5 protein-coding genes are annotated in these 4,965 nt (G+C 35.1%); all 5 read right to left on the bottom strand.

What is annotated here, in order from left to right; all coding sequences use genetic code 11:
- Positions 1-186: 186 nt before the first annotated feature.
- Positions 187-1,215: a polysaccharide deacetylase family protein gene (locus tag AB1414_15500; protein ID MEW6608824.1), complete on the bottom strand. Its 1,029-nt coding sequence runs from the start codon at positions 1,213-1,215 to the stop codon at positions 187-189.
- Positions 1,208-2,497, bottom strand: a complete 1,290-nt coding sequence (locus AB1414_15505; GenBank protein MEW6608825.1) for an ATP-binding protein — start codon at positions 2,495-2,497, stop codon at positions 1,208-1,210. The genes AB1414_15500 and AB1414_15505 overlap by 8 nt, the downstream gene beginning before the upstream one ends.
- Before the next feature lie 725 nt (positions 2,498-3,222).
- Entirely contained in the window at positions 3,223-3,561 is a 339-nt protein-coding gene (locus AB1414_15510; GenBank protein MEW6608826.1) for a hypothetical protein, read from the bottom strand.
- A 74-nt stretch (positions 3,562-3,635) separates the two neighbouring features.
- Positions 3,636-4,535, bottom strand: a complete 900-nt coding sequence (locus tag AB1414_15515; GenBank protein ID MEW6608827.1) for a sigma 54-interacting transcriptional regulator — start codon at positions 4,533-4,535, stop codon at positions 3,636-3,638.
- Positions 4,511-4,633 carry a hypothetical protein gene (locus AB1414_15520; GenBank protein MEW6608828.1) on the bottom strand — a complete coding sequence of 41 codons (123 nt, stop codon included), beginning with the start codon at positions 4,631-4,633 and terminating at the stop codon, positions 4,511-4,513. The genes AB1414_15515 and AB1414_15520 overlap by 25 nt, the downstream gene beginning before the upstream one ends.
- Positions 4,634-4,965 lie beyond the last annotated feature (332 nt).

Raw genomic sequence — 4,965 nt, forward strand, 5'->3', positions numbered from 1 at the left:
ATCGTTCCGTTAGGAACATAATATCGGTAGGAATAGATAGACAAATCAATCAGTTCCGTAGGAACGATATATTGGTAGAAAATTTATGGAAAGCCATTTACCGATATATTGTCCCTATGGGACATTATTTGTATGATATTTATTTCTACCGAGATGTTGTCCCTATGGGACATTAAATGAAGGTGTTCACTCGACCCCTGGATCCCTTGACCCCTTGAATCCTTTCAAGACAGTATTTACTACAATCTCTGTCGCCAGACAATACAATTTAGTCTCTTTCCCAATCCCTTTTCTTCTTAACTCATAGGGGTCGCTTTTATTGTCAACCAGCCCATCAAGAGAAGTTACGGCGCAGATAAAACCAGCCTCTTTAACCAGTTTTTTATTCTCTTCATTAAAATGAGCCTCAATTGTGCCATTTGGATAAGAGAATAAATTTATCGGCTTGCCTATTTTTTCTTCCAGGATTTTCTTTGAACCTTCAATTTCTTCCCTGGCATATTCATAAGAGCAATGTGGCAGATTACAATGGGTAACTGTATGACCACCAAAGGACATACCCTCCATCTTCTTAACCTCATCCCAGGACAACATATATTTATGGCTAAGTTCCTCTCTGTTTATCTCCACTTCAAACTTCCTGGTTAAATCCGTGATAAATTCTTCCCTTTTAGATTGGTCAAGATGAAGGATTATCGAATTGAGGATATTTATCGACACTAATTTATCCTTAACTGTTTCAAATTTAAGGAGATGGTTTTCAAGGGAGATTTCTTTCTTTTTTGTCTCCTTGACCAGATGGATGATTCGATGTGTCCAGAGTATATCTTTCCCATCGATACATCCCGCGACAAGGAAAAATGTCGCGGTCGCACCATATTTTTTTAAAATAGGATAGGCATTTAGATAATTATCTTTATACCCATCATCAAAGGTAATGGCTAATGAATTTCTGGGTAACTCTTTGCCTTCCTTAATGTGGACAGCAATATCTTCAAGAGAAATAATATTATATTTTTTAGAGAGATATTTTATTTGTTTTTCAAAATCTCCTGTCGAAACGGTTATTTTCGGGGTGGCATAAACAAAGTCTTCATCTGCGACGGAATGATACCTCAATATCACCGCTAATCTTGTCTTTGAGGCGATAAAGTGGTGAAGGAGTTGTGTTATGCCGCTATAATACAAAATACTTTTTATAAGAGATTTAATCATTTCTACCTTCCCTTTCCAGTAACCACTTATATACCGGTTTTATATTGATAAATTTATTATCAATCGAAATACTATCTTCATCATCGTAGGTAAGAATTATCCCCTCTCTCAGTTTTAGTTCATCCATGGTAGAAATAAGACTGGATAATTCACGACCTTTTGTTTTTTTACTCTCAAATTCCCAGGTTACCTGAATAGGTATTTTTCTCTCATTAAAATCCTTAACCAGGAAGTCAATCTCTAAATTATTCCCTGTCTTATAATAGTAGAGTTCCTGCCCCATTTGCAAAAGGTGTAAGAAAACGCAAATTTCAAGCATTCTACCTTTATCTTCTGAAAATCTAAAAGAGACAGCGTTGGCAAGTCCACAATCAACAGCATATATCTTTTTAAACCCCTTTTGCTGTTTTTTTAAGGAATAGGAAAACTGCGGAATCTCAAAAAGCAAAAATACCTCCTTCAAATAATCTAAATAGGTAGATGCCAGTTTATAGGAAATATTGAAGGTCTTTTTAAGCGATTCAATAGAAGTAGTTTTTGTGGCATTGCTTATAAGATAAATAGCCATCTTTTCAAGAATGCCCTTTTCACGCACCTCATACCTCATAACAATATCCTTCTGAATAATATCCCGGAAATATTGCCCGGGAAGTTCTAAATTGTCGGTTAAAACAACCTCAGGGAAACCACCTTTCGATAAATATTCTGAAAAGAGTTTAAGTAAAAGTTTTTCTTTTAATATGATGTCCTTTTTATTAAGAATCCCTACCCCTTTGAATTGAAGGTATTCACCAAATGAGAGGGGCAGAAGTTGATAAGACAAATGCCTTCCGGTTAGCAAAGATGCTATCTCACTACTGAGAAGCTTTGACGACGAACCAGTTACGAATATCTTAAATTGGGATGAATCACGCAATTTTCGGATAGTTCGCTCCCATTGGCTTATTACCTGTATCTCATCAAAGAAAAGGTAGCAAAGACCTGGATTAAAATATTCTTTATAAACTGATATTATCTCTTCAATAATTGATGGGTGGTCGTGCTCGATAAAATAGGGGTCCTCAAAATTTATATATAAAGAATTATCCTTAAGGTTTAGATGTTTTATCAATAGTTTTAGAACAGAGGATTTACCACTTCGTCTTGGTCCAATAATATCTACAATCTCTCTGGTCTTAAGGTCTATTGCTTCAACGATAGACCTGGGATAAAGTTTATCTCCTCTTAAGGTATTCTGCCAGAATTCTATTACCTTTATGATTTGCGAAGCATTTATTTTCATAATGTTTAGTTTATCATAATTTAAAATTATTGTCAACTATAATTTATAATAATCTGTGATTCAGACACTGGACAAAAGACAAAAGACATAAGACATAAGACATAAGACATAAGACTCTATTTATGCAGGAAATTAGTAACATTTGGGAAACCATCCTCAAAATTTCACTCCCTGAATTTTTCCTGAGCCTTACCTACAGAAGTATAGGCAGGTCTCCCAAGCCTTCATTCTTCTGCAATTTCTGCATGCTTTAGTCTGATGTCTAATGTCTATAGTCTACTGTCTGAATCACAGTATAATAAGGGTGTATGTAAAATTTGTGGGTAACTTTTACGCTACCTTCAATTTCTGTTCCCAAGACGGCTCCCATTTATTGTTTAGATAGCAAATCCTGTAACCGTTCAGGTTATACATTAGAAGTGTAAGAAGGGAGATAAGGGGATCGGGGAGATGTGGAGATTATAAATTCCTTGGATAATTGGGCAAAAGGTTATGGTTATGAAGTTGGTATGGAAGTTAGGTCAGGATGGTTGTGCAAAAAGACTAACTTCATAACCCCTAAACCAAACCAGCCTCCTAACCCTAACCCTTTCACCAAAAACTCCTAAATATATCCCCTTATCTCCATAATCTCCATATCTCCTTTTCGGACACAGGTCTAAAGTTAACTGCACAGGTGGATAAATTTTATAAACCCTAAAGAAGCGGTGAGAATTTGCGTCCTATTATTTACTAATTTCCTTTAATCTTCTAAATGCCTCTTTAAACTCATCCAAACTTACATTAAATCGCTTTGAGGCTCTTTCTTCGTCTCCTTTGTAGTCCTTAGCTATTCCCTCTACAAATTTAAGTAACCTGTTTTTCTTACTAATAGCTACTTGCAAATCCGAGGTAGATACATGCCAACTTTTAGCTAAATTCTCAATATTGCCTTGATGCCTGCACAGTAAAACAAAGATAGTTTCTCTTACTAATTTAAAATGGTCATGAACGGTTCTATGTGAGAGATTTAGTTTATCTTTTACATTCTCAAGAATACCTTTTCCCTGAATGAATGTTTTCAAAAATACCTTCTTTTGTACCTCTTGATTTGGAATTTTAATATAAGAAGGTGCATCATAGAGACTCAAGGCATCTGCTAATGAAGGTAAGGTATCTCTGAATTTAACATTGTAGATTTGGGAGCATCAATCGTTATCTTCGTTCTCTTAGACAAATCCGTTGGCAATGCCGATAAAAGAATAGTATCTCCTTCAGTTAAAATCACTGCCCGCTCGATTAAATTCTCTAATTCACGAACATTACCTGGATAATCATACTGCATCAATAATTCCAACGCCTCATCAGAAATCCTACCAACATTCTTCTTAGTCTCTTTAGCATACCTTTCAATAAAATACTCAATCAACAACGGAATATCTTCTTTTCTCTCGCATAAAGGAGGTAAAGAGATAGAAATGACATTTAGTCTAAAGTACAAATCTTCTCTAAATTCTTTCTTTTTAATAGCCTCTTCTAAGTTTTTATTTGTAGCGGCAATAATTCTTACATCTACCTTAATAGGTTTAGTATCGCTAATTCTTTCAAACTCCTTTTCTTGTAATACCCGTAATATCTTAGCTTGAGTAGAAAGAGTCATATCAGCCACTTCATCAAGGAAAATCGAGCCTTCATCAGCCAATTCAAACTTACCTGGTTTACCTTTAAGGTCAGCACCTGAAATACCTGATTTAGGAGCATAGCCAAACAACTCACTCTCTAACAAAGTCTCAGGAATAGCGGCACAATTGACAACAATAAAAGGTTTATCCTTGCGCAGGCTATTAATATGAATAGCGCGAGCGACAAGCTCTTTTCCCGTCCCACTTTCACCATAAATCAATACATTTGCATTAGTCTTAGCCACTTTCTTGACTAACTTAATCACCTCTTGAAGTGCTTTACTTTTACCAATAATATTTGGCAGACCATACTCTTGTTCTCGTTCTTTCTTAAGATATATATTTTCTTTAGTCAGATTAACTGGACTTTCGTAAATTTTATGCTACTTCTAAAATTCTCTTTATCCTTATCAATCTGTTTATTTTGCTCAAAGATGGCAAAATTAGGCTCAAAAGCCTGATGATTTTTTTGCAACTTATCCTTTGAAGTTGACTTGATAAAAATGCTTTACCTATTTTCTTCCCTTTGTGCCCTTTGCGATTTATCCTTTTTTAATCGCAAAGAACGCAAAGAAATCGACTGCAAAGAACGCAAAGATTAAAGGAGAAAGGAATCATAGAAAATTCACGAAACTCCAGGTAAGAGAACATGTTGAGAAAGATGAGACAAAAGCCTATATTCAGCGATTTTGAACCAGCAATTAATTCTATTATTTTTTCAGCAGGATTTAACAGATTAAGCGGATTTATCCGTTTAATCCAAAACAAAATCGTATGAAAAATTCTGGCACTATTCAAGAGTAAATT

The sequence above is a fragment of the bacterium genome (assembly GCA_040755795.1).
Lineage (GTDB): Bacteria > UBA9089 > CG2-30-40-21 > CG2-30-40-21 > SBAY01 > JBFLXS01.

Coding starts and splice junctions, on each gene's coding strand:
- AB1414_15505 (MEW6608825.1), bottom strand. CDS start 2,497: ATGAAAATAAATGCTTCGCAAATCATAAAGGTAATAGAATTCTGGCAG.
- AB1414_15500 (MEW6608824.1), bottom strand. CDS start 1,215: ATGATTAAATCTCTTATAAAAAGTATTTTGTATTATAGCGGCATAACA.